General features: G+C 70.1%; 13 protein-coding genes. 7 read left to right on the top strand and 6 right to left on the bottom strand.

What is annotated here, in order from left to right; genetic code table 11:
* The first annotated feature begins 160 nt into the window (after positions 1-160).
* The 7 genes from sctQ to sctV are packed head-to-tail and all read left to right on the top strand — an operon-like array spanning position 161 to position 6,642.
* Positions 161-1,315 carry a type III secretion system cytoplasmic ring protein SctQ gene (gene sctQ, locus AC16DP_RS18465; protein WP_329725813.1) on the top strand — a complete coding sequence of 385 codons (1,155 nt, stop codon included), beginning with the start codon at positions 161-163 and terminating at the stop codon, positions 1,313-1,315.
* Positions 1,316-1,323: 8 nt separating this feature from the next.
* On the top strand, positions 1,324-1,728 hold the full coding sequence (locus tag AC16DP_RS18460; RefSeq protein WP_329725812.1) for a flagellar biosynthetic protein FliO: 405 nt from the start codon (positions 1,324-1,326) through the stop codon (positions 1,726-1,728).
* Positions 1,725-2,450 carry a type III secretion system export apparatus subunit SctR gene (sctR, locus tag AC16DP_RS18455; RefSeq protein WP_329725811.1) on the top strand — a complete coding sequence of 242 codons (726 nt, stop codon included), beginning with the start codon at positions 1,725-1,727 and terminating at the stop codon, positions 2,448-2,450. Before AC16DP_RS18460 ends, sctR begins: the two co-directional genes overlap by 4 nt.
* A 4-nt stretch (positions 2,451-2,454) precedes the next feature.
* Complete coding sequence (locus AC16DP_RS18450; RefSeq protein WP_329725810.1) at positions 2,455-2,724, top strand: flagellar biosynthetic protein FliQ; 270 nt, start codon at positions 2,455-2,457, stop codon at positions 2,722-2,724.
* The gene (locus AC16DP_RS18445; RefSeq protein WP_329725809.1) at positions 2,721-3,515 is read left to right on the top strand and encodes an EscT/YscT/HrcT family type III secretion system export apparatus protein; all 795 of its coding nucleotides are present in this window, start codon (positions 2,721-2,723) and stop codon (positions 3,513-3,515) included. Before AC16DP_RS18450 ends, AC16DP_RS18445 begins: the two co-directional genes overlap by 4 nt.
* The gene (locus AC16DP_RS18440; protein ID WP_329725808.1) at positions 3,512-4,558 is read left to right on the top strand and encodes an EscU/YscU/HrcU family type III secretion system export apparatus switch protein; all 1,047 of its coding nucleotides are present in this window, start codon (positions 3,512-3,514) and stop codon (positions 4,556-4,558) included. The genes AC16DP_RS18445 and AC16DP_RS18440 overlap by 4 nt, the downstream gene beginning before the upstream one ends.
* Positions 4,555-6,642, top strand: coding sequence for a type III secretion system export apparatus subunit SctV (gene sctV, locus AC16DP_RS18435; protein ID WP_329725807.1), 2,088 nt, complete (start codon positions 4,555-4,557; stop codon positions 6,640-6,642). Before AC16DP_RS18440 ends, sctV begins: the two co-directional genes overlap by 4 nt.
* Positions 6,643-6,649: 7 nt before the next feature.
* Here the strand turns inward: sctV and AC16DP_RS18430 are convergent, their stop codons facing one another.
* The 6 genes from AC16DP_RS18430 to ligA all read right to left on the bottom strand — a co-directional run bounded on the left by AC16DP_RS18430 (position 6,650) and on the right by ligA (position 14,609).
* Positions 6,650-6,988, bottom strand: coding sequence for an HU family DNA-binding protein (locus AC16DP_RS18430; RefSeq protein WP_329725806.1), 339 nt, complete (start codon positions 6,986-6,988; stop codon positions 6,650-6,652).
* A 124-nt stretch (positions 6,989-7,112) separates the two neighbouring features.
* Positions 7,113-8,570, bottom strand: a complete 1,458-nt coding sequence (locus AC16DP_RS18425) for a YhjD/YihY/BrkB family envelope integrity protein (protein WP_329725805.1) — start codon at positions 8,568-8,570, stop codon at positions 7,113-7,115.
* Between the two features lie 111 nt (positions 8,571-8,681).
* Positions 8,682-11,288: an Rne/Rng family ribonuclease gene (locus AC16DP_RS18420; protein WP_329725804.1), complete on the bottom strand. Its 2,607-nt coding sequence runs from the start codon at positions 11,286-11,288 to the stop codon at positions 8,682-8,684.
* Between the two features lie 552 nt (positions 11,289-11,840).
* Positions 11,841-12,287: a DUF3052 family protein gene (locus tag AC16DP_RS18415; RefSeq protein WP_047859710.1), complete on the bottom strand. Its 447-nt coding sequence runs from the start codon at positions 12,285-12,287 to the stop codon at positions 11,841-11,843.
* On the bottom strand, positions 12,284-12,568 hold the full coding sequence (locus AC16DP_RS18410; protein ID WP_329725803.1) for an acylphosphatase: 285 nt from the start codon (positions 12,566-12,568) through the stop codon (positions 12,284-12,286). Before AC16DP_RS18410 ends, AC16DP_RS18415 begins: the two co-directional genes overlap by 4 nt.
* Before the next feature lie 13 nt (positions 12,569-12,581).
* On the bottom strand, positions 12,582-14,609 hold the full coding sequence (ligA, locus tag AC16DP_RS18405; protein ID WP_329725802.1) for an NAD-dependent DNA ligase LigA: 2,028 nt from the start codon (positions 14,607-14,609) through the stop codon (positions 12,582-12,584).
* Positions 14,610-14,852 lie beyond the last annotated feature (243 nt).

Raw genomic sequence — 14,852 nt, 5'->3', positions numbered from 1 at the left:
TAGGGTACGTGCACCAGACCCGGCGGAACACCGATTCCGGGCCTGAGACTCCCCGTCCCGAGTCGGGACGGCTCCTGACCTCCAACCCCTCGATTTCGCGGGCACGGCCGTTGGCATCGGCCGTGAACAGGAGTGGTGCGTCCGCGGCACGGAGCGAACCATGCAGAGTCCCTTCGGAGAGAGCAGCCAGTCCACGACGTTGAAGCCGATGACGCTGCGCCGGCTCGGCACGCGCCGGTTGGCACGGGCCCACGTGACGCTGCACGAGCGGCCCCAGGTGGTGCGGCTCGCGAGGCAGGCGTTGCAGGGCGTGTGCGAGGCACTCGGACGGGAGCTGGGGTGCCCCGTCCGAGCCGAGGCGCGATTGCTGGAGGCGGTGGTGATGCCGGCGGCGGGGTTGGCGCACACGGCGGCCTTCGCGCTGGTGGAGCTGTCGGCGACGGGAGGGATGGGGGTGCTGGAGCTGGAGCCGCCGGTGCTCTTCGCCGCGCTGGAGCGCCTGGCGGGGGCGGGGACGAAGCCCGGACCCATCACGGAGCTGACGCGCCTGGAGGAAGCCTCCTTCGCCTTCCTGGGCCTGTCGGCGCTGTGCGCGCTGCGTGGCCAGCCGGAGTTGGAGCGGAGATTCGGTCCGCGCCTCGTCGGGGTGACGATGAATCGCACGGAGGCGTTGACGCGCCTCGATGCCCGGCAGCGTCACCTGGGCGTGGAGCTGACGGTGACGGTGGGACAGACGACGGCGGGGGGGCGGCTGGTCCTGCCCGCGGTGGTGCTCGAAGGGGCGTTGAAGGAGCTGCCCGCGGAGCGAGACGTGGAGCTCGCGCCCGAGGTGCTGGCGGCGCGGCTGGAGGCCCGCTGCTTCGTGGGCAGCACATCGCTGCCGCGCACGGCGCTGGAGTCACTCGGGCCGGGGGATGTCGTGCTCTTCGACGGGCTGCGCCAGGAGGGCACGGGCCTGTCGGGTCCCGGGCGCCTCGCCCTGCGCGGCTTCGAGCTGACGGGTGACTTCACGCCCGAGGGTTTCTCGTTGAACCACGCGCGCAGGCGCGGACTTTTCCAGGAGTCGGACATGGCGACCGTAGTCGAGCGGAGCGAGGGAATGCCCCCGTTGCCGGTGGAAGTGGAGATCGAGCTGACGCGGCTGCTGCTGCCGCTCTCGGAGCTGGCGGGGCTGAAGCCGGGCGCACTGCTGCCGCTGCACATCAACGCGAGCGAGCCGGTGCTGCTGCGAGTGGGAGACCGGGCGGTAGCGCGGGCGGAGTTGGTGGACATCGAGGGAGAGGTGGGGGCCCGCATCCTCACCCTGCTGCCGTGAGCGCGCCGATGAAGACCCTGTTCGACTCCGTGTCTCCGAGAAACAAGCTGCTGCTGGCGCTGGGGCTCGTGCTCGGGCTGGCGGCGCTGGCACCCCTGGGAGGCGTCTCGGCGGCCGTGTTGGCCCGGTGGCTGTTGGGGGCCGCGGCCCTGGGGGGCCTGGGGTGGTGGCTCATGCGGCGTGGACGGGCCGATGTCCGCTTCGCCCTCACCGAGCGCATGAGGGTGGTGTCCAGGACGGGCCTGTCGCAGCGTTGCGGATTGGCACTGGTGGAGGTGGAGGGGAGCCGCTACCTGGTGGCCTTCGGGGACTCCTTCGCGGAGATCCGCCGGGCGCACACGCCGGTGCGGGTGAAGACCCGGTCGAGGCGGCGCGCGGTGGCCCGCTCCCACGAGAAGGAGACCTTGTCATGAGCCGCGTGTTGCTCGTGTCGGGCGTGCTCCTTCCCGGGCTGGCCTTGGCGGCGGAGACACCGCTCTCGCAGCTGTCCTTCGCCGGCAGCCCGTTGTCGATGATGGGGATGCTGGCGCTGATGTCGCTGCTGCCGTTCGCGGTGCTGATGCTGACGAGCTTCTCGAAGATCGCCGTGGTGCTGTCACTGGCGCGCTCGGCGATGGGAACGCAGCAGGCACCGCCCACCATCGTTCTCACGGGGCTCGCGGCGGTGCTGACGGGGCACATCATGGCGCCGGTGATGGAGCGCATGTACGACGTGGGGCAGGCCGTCTACCAGGACGTCGGCTCCGGTGCGCAGATCCTCAGCGCGGCGGGCAGGGTGACCGAGCCGCTGCGTACCTTCCTGGTGAAGCATGGCAGTCCGGAGGAGCGGGCCCGCTTCCTGGACCTGGCGCGCGAGCTGCGGCCGCCGGACGAAGCCGACGCGGTGCACGAGGACGATCTCTTCGTGGTCATTCCCGCCTTCGTCATCACGGAGCTGACGGAGGCCTTCCAGATTGGCTTCCTCGTCTTCCTGCCGTTCCTCGTGCTGGACATGGTTGTCGCCAACATCCTGCTCGCGCTCGGCATGCAGTCGTTGTCTCCGAGCCAGGTGAGCCTGCCTTTCAAGATCCTCCTCTTCGTCGCCGTGGATGGCTGGGCGCTGCTCGCGCGGGGCCTCATCCTCGGCTACCGGTGATGCCATGAGCCAGGACGTCCTGCTCTCACTGGGCCGCGAGGCGCTGCTGCTGATGGTGCTCGCTTCCCTCCCGCCCATTGGAGCCAGTCTGGTGGTGGGGTTTCTGATGAGTCTCTTCCAGGCCACGACGCAGCTGCAGGAGAGCACTCTCACGGTGGTGCCCAAGCTGTGCGCGGCGGTGCTGGCCCTGGTGGTGGCAGGGCCGTGGATCGCCGGACAGCTCACGCTCTTCGCGCATCAGGTCTTGAGGGTCATCGCGGAGGTCGGCGGGTGAACCTCGAGCTGCTTCGCGCACAATTGGCGCCGCTGGGCCCGAGCATGGTGGCGGTGGCCCTGTGCTCCGCCCGCCTGCTGCCGGTGGCCTTCCTCTGTCCCCTGTTGGGAGGGCAAGCGGCGCCGACGACGGTGAAGCTCGCCCTGGTGCTGAGCCTCGCGCTCTTCCTGCACCATGTCGCGGGCGTGTCCCTGCCGGAACCGGTGGAGACACCGCTGCAGCTGGCGGCTCTGGCGATGAAGGAGCTCACCTATGGCACGTCCGTGGGGTTGGTGGCGGCGCTGCCCTTCGATGCAGCGCGGATGGGCGGGCGCTTCATCGACCTGTTCCGTGGCACCTCGGCGGAGGCGAGCCTGCCCGTAGCCGGGACGCGCGAATCCGCCACGGGGGACGCGCTCTACCAGCTCCTCGTCGGACTGGTGGTGACGGGCGGGCTGATGCCCGTCGTGCTCTCCGGGCTGGTGCGTGGCTTTGGCTGGGTGAGGCTCGGTGCGTATGTGCCCACCGAGGCGGCGGTGATGCATGTGGTGGGGCTCGCTGGGGGGGCGATGGCCACGGGGCTCGCGGTGGGCGCGCCCATCGCCGCGGCGGTGATGGCGGTGGACTGTTTGTTGGGGATGGTGTCGCGCGCCGCGCCCCAGGTGAATCTCCAGGACCTCGGAGCACCGCTGCGCATCCTCGCGGGAGGTGCCTTGCTGTGGCTGGCGGTGGGCATCCTCTGTGAGCGGCTGCTCGCGGGCTTTCTCTCGGTGGACGGGGCGCTGTTCCGGCTCGGGGAGGTGGCGCGGTGAGCGAGAAGACGGAACAACCCTCGGCGAAGCGTCTGCGCGAGGCGCGCCGCAAGGGACAGATTCCGCGCAGCCGTCTGCTGTCCTCCAGCGTGGTGACACTCGGAGGGCTGCTCGGCCTCACCGCGTCGGCACCCGCGGGTTTCGCGAGGCTGAAGGAGTGGACGGCCCGGTTGATGCTGCACCAGGAGTCCACGGGTGCATTGACGGAAGCCGTGGGATTGATGGCGCTCCTGGTGGGGCCCGCGCTCGGTGGCGCACTGCTGGCGTCGCTCGCGGTGTCCGTGGCCACGGTGGGCTTCGAGCTGAACGCGGAGCACGCGATGCCCAAGCTCGAGCGCATCAACCCGGCGGAGGGCTTGAAGAAGCTCTTCAGCCTGAGACCGCTCATCGAGCTGGGCAAGGCGCTGCTCGTGGCCGCGGTGGTGGCGTGGCTCGTCTGGAGCGCGGCCGTGGAGGCCGGACCGGACGTGCTGCGCACGGCCTGGCTGGAGGGGACGTTGGGGTTGGAGCACATCCTGGGCCGGCTCGGGCCGCTCACCGTCCGGCTCGCGTGCGTGCTCGTGGTGCTGGGCGTGGGGGACTACGCGCTCGCACGCCGCAAACACGTGAAGGACCTGATGATGACGCGCGAGGAAGTGAAGCGGGAGCACAAGGAGAGCGAGGGCGACCCGCACCACAAGGGCCAGCGCAAGGCGTTGCACCGGCAATTGGCGGCGGGAGGTCCGGCACGTGGAGTGCAGAAGGCGAGTGTCGTGGTCGTCAACCCCACGCACATCGCGATCGCGCTCCGCTATGCCACGGAAGAGTGTGAGGCGCCCTACCTCGTCGCCAAGGGGCGGGAGGCGGACGCGCTCTCCCTGCGGCGTGAGGCCGAGCGGCTCGGAGTTCCGGTGGTCCGGGACGTGCCGCTGGCCCGCAGCCTCATCCACTACGACGTCGGGGAGGAGATCCCCGAGGAACTGTACCAGGCCGCCGCGGCGGTCCTCCGGGTAGCGCAGGAGTCGCAGGACGTGGACGACCATCCACGGAGGCAGACGTCATGAACCAACTGATGAAGATTCTCGTGAGGGCGCGCAAGTCCTCGGATGTGGTGCTCGCGGTGGCGATGGCCGCGGTGCTCGGTGCCCTCATCATCCCGCTGCCGCCCTGGCTGCTGGACCTGGGGCTGGCCATCAATCTGGCGGCGGCGGTGGCGCTGTTGGTGGCGGCGCTCTACGCCCGGGACGCGCTGAAGGTGACGTCCTTCCCGACGCTGCTGCTGTTCACCACGCTCTTCCGGCTCGCGCTCAACGTGTCGTCCACGCGGCTGGCGCTTGCGGAGGGGCATGCGGGCGAGGTCATCCAGGCGTTCGGCGAGTTCGTGGTGCGGGGGGACTACGTCGTGGGCGCGGTCATCTTCGCGATTCTCACGCTGGTACAGTTCCTGGTGGTGGCCAAGGGCGCCGAGCGCGTGGCCGAGGTCTCCGCGCGCTTCACCCTGGACGCGATGCCGGGCAAGCAGATGTCCATCGACGCGGACCTGCGCGCGGGGGCCATTGATCAGGCACAGGCGCGCCGCCGGCGCCGGAACCTGGAGCGCGAGTCGCAGATGTTCGGCGCCATGGATGGCGCGATGAAGTTCGTGAAGGGCGATGTCATCGCTGGCCTGGTCATCGTCGCGGTGAACCTCCTGGGTGGCATCTGCATCGGCGTCCTGCAGAACGGAATGTCGATGGCCGAAGCGGCCTCTACCTATGCGCTCATCGCCATCGGCGACGGGCTGGTGTCACAGATTCCCTCCCTGTGCATCGCGGTGGCGGCGGGCCTCGTCGTCACGCGCGTGGCCTCGGAGAAGGAGGACGACTCGCTCGGTGCGGAGATTGGCTCGCAGCTCTTCGGAGAGGCCCGGGCGCTCTGGGTGGTGGCGGGGCTCTGCGTGGCCCTCGCCGCGATGCCGGGGATGCCGCACCTGACGTTCTTCGGGCTGGCCGTGGTCCTGGGCGTGCTGGCGCATGCCGTCGCGCGGATGAAGGCCAGCGTGGCGGAGGAGGGCGCCGCCGTGGCTCGGGCCGAGGGCGGAGCCGAAGCTGGGGAAGCGGCTCAGGGCGGGCCGGGAGCGCCTCCCGAGAGCACGGTGGCCCCGGTGGGCGTGGCTCCGCTGACGGTGGACCTCGCGCCGGACCTCACCCCGCTGGCCCAGGAGAATGGGGGCGCGTTCGTGCACCAGGTGCTCAACCGGATACGGGACGAGCTCTTCTACGAGCTGGGCGTGCGCGTGCCGGGCATCCGGGTGCGGACCGAGGCCGCGTATCTGCCCGCGGGGAGCTACCGCATCCTGGTCGACGAGGTGCCCGCGGCGATGGGCCAGGTGGTGCCCGGAGCGCTCTATGCGTTGGCGCAGCCGGAGGAGCTGGCCTTCCTGGAGCTGAAGGCGGAGCCCGCGCTGGAGCCCTCCACCGGCAAGCCCATCAGCCGCGTGTCCGCGGAAGCGCGCGCACGCCTGGAGCTGGCGCAGGTGCCGCTTCGGAGCGCCGGGGAGCTCATCGCCGAGCACCTGCGGAGCATCATTCGCGCACGGTCGGCGGGGTTCCTCGGCATCCAGGAGGTGCAGGGGCTGTTGGATGGGCTCGAGGCCCAGGCCCCCACGTTGGTGAAGGAGGCGCTCCAGAAGGTCCCGCTGCCGCTGCTCACCGAGGTGTTGCGCAAGCTCGTGGAGGAGCAGGTGAGCATCCGGAACATGCGCGCCATCCTCGAGGCGCTGGTGGCTCCCACGACCGAGGGTGATGCCACGGCCCTGGCCGAGCGCTGCCGTCAGGCACTGTCCCGCTACCTCAGCCACAAGTTCGCCCCGTCCGGGCCGCTCTTCGCCTACCTGGTGGATCCGGAGATCGAGGAGACGCTGCGCTCCGGTGGGCCCCGCGGGCCAGCGCCCTCGCCCGAGCGGGTGGCGGAGATTCTCGAGGGGGTGAAGCACATCGCCTCAGGTGGGCAGACGGTGCTGCTCACGGCTCCCGACGTCCGGCGCACCCTGCGCAAGCTGTGCGAGGGCGCCTTTCCGGACGTCGCGGTGCTCACCTATGGCGAGCTGGACATGAACCTGCAGATTCGCCCACTGGGGCGGCTGTCGCCCGTGGCCCTGGGGCGGTGAGCGGAGGTTAGTAGGTGCCGCTGCCGCTCTTGGGGTCGAACGAGATGTCCGACTGCGGCGTCTGGGGGGCCGGCCGGTTGACCCGGTCGCGCAGCTCCTTGCCCGTGCGGAACAACAGGCCCCGCTTGGGCTTCACCGGGATGATCTGCCCCGTCTTCGGATTGCGGCCCTGATAGCCCTGGTAGTTCTTCACATGGAAGGCGCCCAGCCCGCGGATCTCGATGTTCTCCCCGCGGCAGAGCGCCTCCTTCATGGACTCGAAGATCGTCTCGACTGTGGCCTCGGCCTGTTTCTGCGTCATCCCCTTCTTGCCGACGAGGACGTTGATCAGATCGGACTTCAGCATCGCACGCTCCCGCAAACCGCGTAACCCCTCGGAAACAGGGCGCTTGGCCCGTGGTCGAATTCCGAAACGATAACAGAACCGGTGGGGCGCGCAAGGCGCGAGGTCCGCCAACCTCCTAGAAACGTTACGGATTTCCGCTTCCGGCCGTCGTCTCGCTCGGAGACGGTGCCAGGGACGGGGTCGCCGCCGTGGCCGCCTGCTGGGCTTCAGCGAGCCCCGGGCGCACCAGGATGGCGAGGTCCACCCACCGCGTCCGACGCAGCACGTCGAGTCCCGCCCGGTCCGACTCCCGGAAGAAGGCGTTCAGGACCTCGAAACCGGCGGCGCGTGGGGTGGTGTGGGTTCCCGGCTCGACAGGGTTGTAGACACCGTGGACGGCGAGCGTCAGGTCGGCCAGGGTCAGCTCGGCCGGAGCACGGGCTGGCAGGAGGCCTCCATTGCGGTGGCGCTCGAGCAGACCCGCCTCCTCCAGGTGGTCCACCACCTCGTCGACGAGCGCCTCGGCGACCCGGAGGCGCAGGGCCAGGTCGCGGGGGAGCGGGGGCGTTCCTCCGTCGAACCAGACGAGCGTGGCCTCCTGGGCCACCCGGGCCGCCACCAGCTCCCGGGCGCGCGGGTGGGCCCCGAAGGCCCACAGCGAGTCCCGGAACGTGGCGTGCTCCACCGCGTAGGAGAGGCGGGCGCCGATGAGGAAGAGGAGCCAGTCCACGTACAGCCACGCGAGGAACATGGGCAGGGCGCCCAGCGAGGCGTAGAGCGGGTTGTGGCGGAAGCTGTACGCGGCGACGCCCGTGTACACATGCCGCGCCACGCTCCAGGCCGCCCCCGCCACCAGCCCTCCCGAGAGCGCCGAGCGCAGGCGCAGGTGGGTGTTGGGCGTCACGTAGTAGAGCAGGGTGAGCCCACCCGCCGCGACGAGCGGAGACAGGGCGCCGAACAGCAGCTCGAAGAGGTCCACGACGAGCGGCGCGTGGGTGCCCTCCAGGAAGGAGCGGACCACGCCCGTCCCCGTGAGCGAGATGGCCAGCATCAGCGGCCCCAGCAACAGCAGCCCCGCGTAGATGAGCCCGCGCACCACCCACGAGCGGTGGTTCTTCACGCCCCAGATTTCGTTCAGCGAGACGTCGATGTTGTGCAGCAGCGAGCCCGCCGAGAAGAGCAGTCCGAGGAAGCCCGCGCTTCCAATCGCCGTCGTGTGTCCCGGCTCCAGGAAGCCCTCGAGGAAGGCCGCCGACTCCTCGCGCACGCCCGGAGCCATCACCGCGAAGATGAACTCGCGCAGGCGATGCTGGACCGCCTGTTGGTGGTAGGCGCCCAGCAGGGCCACCACCACCGTCAGCAGCGGCACCAGGGAGAAGACGCTGATGTAGGTGAGCGCCGCGGCCCGCAGGCGGATGTTCTCGCCCTGGAAGCCTCGGGCGAGGCCGCGCACCGCCACGAACGTGTCCGTGGCGAAGCGGCCCATGCGCGTTCGCTCCAGCGGAGCCCAGGTGCGCCGGGCCCACTGCAGCGCGTTGGTGCGCAGTCGCTTGAGGAAGAGAGGGGTGAAGGGCCGCATCCGGGGGAGGCGAAGGCTAGCCAATGCCAGGGCGGCTCGGCCAGGGGGAGGGGGCTCGGGGCCCACGGTGGTGCTCCACGGTGGGCCCGGCACCCTCACCCCGTCCCTCTCCCGAGGGGAGAGGGGAGGTTGGGCTCAGGTGTTGCCGCCGGACTCGTTGCCGCCATTGCCGCTCGGCGGCTTCGGAGGCGTGCCACCCGCGTTCGGCTGCTCGCCTGCCTGTCCCTGCTGCTGGCCACGTCCTTCACGCTGCTCGGGTCGGCGCTGCTGCTCGCCCCGGTTGCGGTCCCGGTCCCGGTCGCGGCCACCACCGCCCCGGTCTCCCCGGTCACGGTCGCGGTCACGGCCACCACCACTCCGCTCCCCGCGCTCTCCACGGTCGCCACGCTCGCCCCGCTCGTTGCGGTCACGGCCACCACCACCACCACCCCGGTCACCGCGCTCGCCGCGCTCACCCCGGTCACGGCCACCACCCCGGTCACGATCGCGGTCACGGCCACCCTCGCGCAGGCTCCGCTCGCCACCGCCGCTCTCGGGCCGCCGCTGCATGGACAGCTCGCCGTCACCCGAGCCCGGCGACGAGGCCACCTTGTGGTCCCCGCCCTGCGCGCTGCGGCCGTAGATGTCGTACTGCTCGCGGTGGTAGTTCTGCTGCGCCTTCACCTGGATGGACTTGTTGTAGCGGTCCATCAGGTGCCGCAGCTCCTGCCGCTCCTCGCCCTGGAGCAGCCGCGCCACCTCGGCGTTGCAGTTGATGACCAGCGTCGGGTCCTTGTAGCCCGGCGCCTCGCGGCGGATCTCCCCGAAGATCTCGTAGGCCACCGTGGTCGCCGTCTTCACGAAGCCCTTGCCGTCGCAGTACGGGCAATCCTCGTGCAGCACGCGGCCGATGGACTCGCGCACGCGCTTGCGCGTCATCTCCACCAGGCCCAGCTCGGAGATGCGCAGCACGTTCGTCTTGGCCTTGTCCCGGCCCAGCGCCTCCTGCAGCGACTTGAAGACCTTGTCCCGGTTCTGCGGCTTCTCCATGTCGATGAAGTCGCAGATGATGATGCCGCCGATGTTGCGCAGCCGCAGCTGGTAGACGATCTCCTTGGCCGCCTCGACGTTGATCTTGGTGATCGTCTCCTCGAGGCTCTTCTTGCCCACGTACCGGCCCGAGTTGACGTCGATGGCGGTGAGCGCCTCGGCCTGGTCGATGATCAGGTAGCCGCCGCTCTTGAGCCACACCTTGCGCTGGGTGGCGCGCTGCAGCTCGTGTTCAATCCCGTACGCGTCGAAGATGGGCTCGTCCGACTCGTGGAGCACCACCCGGTCCTTGAGCGCCGGGTCCTGCGCGTTCACGAAGCCGAGGATGCGCTCGTACTCCTCGCGGTCATCGACCACCAGCTTCTCCACATCGTGGGCGAAGAGGTCGCGCGTGGCGCGCAGGATGAGGTCCAGGTCGGGGTGCAGCAGGCCGGGGCCACCGCGCTTCTCGTTGCGGCGCACCACCTGGTTCCACACCTCGATGAGGAAGCGGATGTCGGTCTCGAGCTTCTCCTGCGGCACGTTCTCGGCCACCGTGCGCACGATGAAGCCCGTCCCGGGCGGACGCAGCCGGTCGACAATCTCCCGCAGGCGCTTGCGCTCCTTCTCGTTGGAGATGCGGCGGCTGATGCCCACGTGGTCCACCGTGGGCATGAACACCAGGTGGCGGCCCGGGATGGAGATGTGCGAGGTGAGGCGCGCGCCCTTGGTGCCGATGGGATCCTTGGAGATCTGGACCACGACCTCCTGGCCCACCTTCAGCAGCTCCTCGATCTTGGCCGTCTTGCGAGGCTTGGACTTCTCCTCCTCGCGCTTGCGCTGCTGCTCCTCGCGCTGCTTGCGGGCCTTGTCCTTCTCGCGCTCGCGGTCCTTCTGCTCGCGGCGGGCCTCACGGGCCTCGCGAGCGGCCTCGCGGTTCTCACGCGGAGCCCGGCGCTCACCGGCGGCCGTCTCGGGACGCTGCGCGGGGGCCTCGGCCGGGGCGGCGGGGGCCACGGCGGCCTGCTCACCGGGGACGGTGGACGGCTCGGGAGCCAGCGCCAGGGCCACGGAGCCCTCGGTGGCGGGCATCGCCGCGACGGCCTCCGCGGCCGGAGCCACCTGGGCCTCCACGCTCACGGGCGAGGACTCCACCGGCGCCATCGAGGCCTGCGAGACGTTCACCGGCTCGGCGGGGGCGGCCACGGCCACGGGCTCGGCGGCGGCCACCGGCTCGGATGGAGCCGCCGCGGCCACCGGCTCGGCGGGAGCGGCCACGGGGGCGGGCTCCTCGGCGCGGTGCTCCTCGGCGTGGTGCTCGGGCTCCTCGACGGCGGGGGGCGCCTCGCCACCGGGAGCGGCGTGCTCGTGCACCTCGGCGTCCACCTCGGCGCCCGACTCATCATGGGCGGCCTCGGCGGCCATGGCCTCGGACTCCTCGGGCACTTCCGGGGCGTCGTCGTGCTCGCCCTCGGTCAGCTCGAACTGGGCGCGCGCGAAGTCCGGGTCGTAGACGACGTCGCTGACGTACAGGAACGCGGCCTTCTCCAGGCCGATATCCACGAAGGCCGCCTGCATGCCCGGGAGCACCCGGACGACGCGGCCCTTGTAGATGTTTCCGACGATTCCCTTGTCCTTCTTACGCTCGAGGTAGAACTCCGCGATGTGCCCGGTCTCGACGAGGGCCACACGGGTCTCCCGGCCCGCCGCGTTGATGACGAGGATGCTGCTCATTGATGAATCCTGGGCGCGCGCGCGGATGCGTGAGCTCCGGCGGACGGGAGGCGACGGCGTCTCCCGCTTCCGAGCGCGCTGCGAGGGGAGAGGCGGCCCCAGGCCCTCGGCGCGCGCGGACGCTGGACGGCCCCTGTGCGGGGGCTCCTCCGGCTGTCTCCGAGCGGGTGAGGGTTGAGGGGACCAGGGCCTGCTCCTCCGAGTTCATGTTGGCCCCGCGGCTACCGGCACCCTGCCGGGCGGGGACTCACTTCCAATCGAGCGTTCCGGAGTCCCCTGGCACGCCTACCGCCCGTCCTCTTCCTTCCACACCCGGTCGGTGCCCATCCGCGGGCGCCTTGGGGGGGCGATAGAGACCCGGTGCAGCGGCGCCCCCTGGTGTCCTGGGAACGCACCCGTCTCAAAAATCAAAAATCCACTTGGACCCCGAACGCCCCACCCCTGGTGGAACGTCCCAAGGCCCGAAAACGCCAAAAGGTTTTCACGCCTGATACGACCTGTAAAGGCGAGACATGGAAAATGTCCGCCTTCCAGCAGCTCGCCCGGCCGCCCCTAGGCCTGGGCGGTGGGCGCCTTCTTCCGGTTCTCCGGCTTGTCCAGCCTTCCCCGGGGGCGGCGCACCAGGCGCAGGCCCGTCCAGGTGCTGTCGATGATGCAGATCTTGTTGTCCACCATGCCGATGTCCAACGCGGCCTGGCGGATGAAGTCCTCGGAGAGGGACGTTTTAATCCCCTCGCCGCTGGGCCAGCACACCCAGATGCCCCCGGTGAGCGCCATGGCGCGCGAGAGGGCCGGCAGGCGCTGGACGAGCTCGTGCGCGTCCTGGGTGAAGAAGAGGATGACGTCCAGGCCCGTCTGGGCGGTGATGAGGAACTCCACCCCCTCGGGCAGCGGGTTGAGCCGCTGGACGAACCCCCGCGGGGGGTTGATGACGGAAACCTTGCTGCCGGACTTGATACCCAGCATGGCCGGCAGAGAAGCCAGCGCATAGGGAGTCATGAGCTACGCTCCACGGTGAAGGTGCTGAACTCCCCACGCGCCTCGGAATCGGCGCGCTCCACATCCGTCACCCGGGCCTGCGTGGGGCCACGATGGCACCAGGTGACGAACGACTCGATGACCTCCGGTGCTCCCTCCACGATGGCCTCCACGGACCCGTCGGAGAGGTTGCGTACCCATCCCGTCAGGCCGAGACGCAACGCCTCGGTGCGGGCGCTCTCCCTGTAGAACACCCCTTGCACCTTGCCTCGAATCCGGAGGCTTGCTCGCCGCCTGTCCATGGTGCCCGCCCTTCTACCCTCTGGCGTCGGACTGCAAAAGCTGGAGGAACGCCTGCTCGTCCAGGATTCTTACCCCGAGTTCCTGGGCCTTCTTCAGCTTGCTACCGGCGTCCTCGCCCGCCACCACCATGTCAGTCTTGCGCGAGACACTTCCCGACACCTTGCCCCCCCGGCGTTCGATTTCCTCCTTGGCCTGGTCGCGGCTCATCCCGCTCATGCCGCCGGTGAGGACCACCGTCTTGCCGGCGAAGACGCCGCCCTTGACCACCCGGGGCGCGGCCGGCGTGACGCCCGCGGCCAGCAGGGCCTCGATGGCCTCGCGGTTCCGCGGCTCGCGGAAGAAGGAGTGGATGACCTGGGCCATGGTGGGGCCCACGTCCTTGACGCGGGTGATGTCCTCCAGGCTGGCGTCGAAGAGCTGGCGCACGTCCGGGAAGGCCTCGGCGAGCGTCTTGGCGGTGGCCTCGCCCACGTGGCGGATGCCGAGCGCGTAGAGGAAGCGCGGCTGCGTCGTCTGCTTGGAGCGCTCGATGTTGGACAGCAGGTTGTCCGCGCTCTTCTCGCCCATGCGCTCCAGCTCGAGCAGCCGGCCCCTGGTGAGGTGGTAGAGGTCCGCGAAGCTCTTCACCAGCCCCGTCTCCACCAGCTGCGCGGCCAGCTTCTCGCCCAGGCCGTCCACGTCCATGGCCGTGCGCGAGGCGAAGTGGCGCACCTTCTCCACCAGCTGCGCGGGGCAGGTGGCGCCCGTGCAGCGGATGATGGTGCCCTCGTCATCCCGGACGGCCGCCGCGTGGCAGACGGGGCACTCGGTGGGGAAGACGAAGGGCTGGGCGCCCTCGGGCCGCTTGGACTCCACCACCTTCACGATTTCGGGGATGACGTCCCCGGCGCGGCGGATGAAGACGGTGTCGCCCTTGCGCACGTCCTTGCGGCGCAGCTCGTCCTCGTTGTGCAGGGTGGCGCGGCTCACGGTGACGCCGCCCACCTTCACCGGCTTGAGGTGCGCCACCGGCGTGAGCGCGCCCGTGCGGCCCACGTACACCTGGATGTCCTCCACCAGGGTCGCCTCCTCCTCGGGCGGGAACTTGTAGGCCACCGCCCAGCGCGGGCTCTTCGAAATCTGTCCCAGCCGCTGGCGCAGGTCCTCCTCGTCCACCTTCACCACCATGCCGTCCACCTCGAAGGGCAGGGCATGGCGGCCGTCGACGGAGGCGCGGTACTGCTCGCGCACCCCGTCCACCCCCGGCACGCGCACGTACCGGTTCACCGGCAGCCCGAGCGACTTGAGGTACTCAAGCTTCTCCGCGTGCGAGCGGAAGGCCGGCACGCCCTCGCCGGGCACGCACTCGTACAGGTAGACGGAGAGCGGGCGCGAGGCGGTGATGCGCGGGTCCAACTGGCGCAGGCTGCCGGCGGCGGCGTTGCGCGGGTTGGCGAAGAGCGGCTCGCCCTCCTGCTCGCGCGCGTCGTTGAGCTTCTTGAAGTCCTTCTTGGAGATGAAGACCTCGCCGCGCACCTCGAGCGAGCCGGGCACCTTCACCCCGTCCTGGGGCAGCAGCTCCATGGGCAGGCCGCGGATGGTGCGCAGGTTGGCGCTCACGTCCTCGCCCTCGGTGCCGTCACCGCGCGTGGCGCCCCGGACGAAGCGGCCCTGCTCGTAGAGCAGGGTGATGGCCAGGCCATCGAGCTTGGGCTCGCAGACGTAGGCGACCTGCGAAAGGCCCGTCTGACGGCGGATCCGCTCGTCGAAATCGGAAAGCTCTTCGTCGCCGAAGACGTTGGCCAACGAGAGCATCGGAGCGCGGTGGACCACCTTCTCGAACTTCTCGGCGGGCGCTCCGCCCACCCGCTGGGTCGGCGAGTCCACCGTGATGAGGTCCGGGTGCCGGGCCTCCAGCTCCTGCAGCTCGCGGATGAGCCGGTCGTATTCCGCGTCGCTGATCTCCGGCGAGTCCAGCACGTAGTAGCGGTGGTTGTGGTGGGCGAGCTCGCGGCGGAGTTGCTCGATTCGGGCGGCGTCGGCGGTCTTCGAGGAGTTCAAGGATGAAGGCTCGGCGGCTGGACTGAAAAAATTCGGGGCGTCGGCTGCCTGACTGGGCAGGAAGCGAGGATGCCTTGACAGCTCCGGAGGTGGTCAATAACCTCTTGCAGCGGCTCATGAGGGTTGTTGTCCCACCTCCAAGCCCCATCTCTTCCCAGCGCAAGGTTCCACCACTCGCGAGGTCCCGGCAAGAAGGGAGCCCGAGTGCCGCTCTGAGGGTGTTTCGCCTACCGCGTACCCCAG

It is taken from the genome of Archangium sp. (genome assembly GCF_057119385.1).
This window is presented reverse-complemented; position numbering and strand designations above follow the sequence as displayed.